Source organism: Nocardia amamiensis NBRC 102102, assembly GCF_001612745.1.
Classification (GTDB): domain Bacteria; phylum Actinomycetota; class Actinomycetes; order Mycobacteriales; family Mycobacteriaceae; genus Nocardia; species Nocardia amamiensis.
Window position 1 is genome coordinate 1 of the sequence record NZ_BDBA01000456.1, and the last position, 877, is coordinate 877.

1 pseudogene is annotated in these 877 nt (G+C 64.1%); it reads left to right on the top strand.

Annotated elements, in window-relative coordinates:
• The first annotated feature begins 74 nt into the window (after positions 1–74).
• Positions 75–866, top strand: a pseudogene (locus NA4_RS39940) (IS5 family transposase).
• The last annotated feature ends 11 nt before the right edge of the window (positions 867–877 follow it).

An 877-nucleotide genomic window follows, 5' to 3' on the forward strand; every position in this document is an offset into this window, starting at 1 on the left:
TTAGAGCGTGTCTCACGTGGGTTTAGCTTCGGTTCTGTGATCATGTTGTAGTGGACGAACTTTCGCGTCGGTTGGTGCCAGATGAGTTGTGGGCGTTGGCTGAACCGCTGATTCCGCCGTTCGAGGCGCGACCGCAGGGCGGTGGCACCGCGCCGGTGGATGATCGGGCGGTGTTCACCGCGATCGTGTTCGTCCTGACCAGCGGGTTGCGCCTGGCGGTATCTGCCGCCGTCGTTCGGGGTCACCGTGCCGACGGCGCATCGCCGGTTCACCGCTTGGACCGAGGCCGGACTGTGGCGGCGACTACATCGGGCAGTGCTCGATGAGCTTGGTAGCCAAGGCATGATCGACTGGTCACGCGCGGTCCTGGACGGAGCATCCGTCAGGGCCAAAAGGGGGGACCCATGACCGGGCCGAATCCCGTCGACTGAGGCAAGACCGGCTCGAAGATCCGCGTCCTGTCCGACCGGGCCGGGCTGCCGCTGTCGGTGGCCGTGTCCGCCGCCAACACCAACGACGCTTACGCCCTCAAGCCGCTGGTCAAAGCGATTCCCGCCGTCAAATCCCGGCGCGGGCCACGGCGACGCAGGCCCAGCAAACTGCACGCCGACAAAGCCTACGACCAGCAAGACCTGCGCGACTGGATCCGAGACCGCGGCATCGTCGTGCGCATCGCCCGCAAAGGCATCGAATCCAGCAAGAAACTCGGTAAACACCGCTGGGTCATCGAACGGTCGATCGCATGGCTGTTCGGCTACCACCGGCTCAACATCCGATACGACCGCAAGGCCACCCACTTTCTCGCCTTCCTCACCCTCGCCGCGACATTGACCTGTTACAAGAAACTCGCCAAGTCGGCCACATGAGACATGCTCTC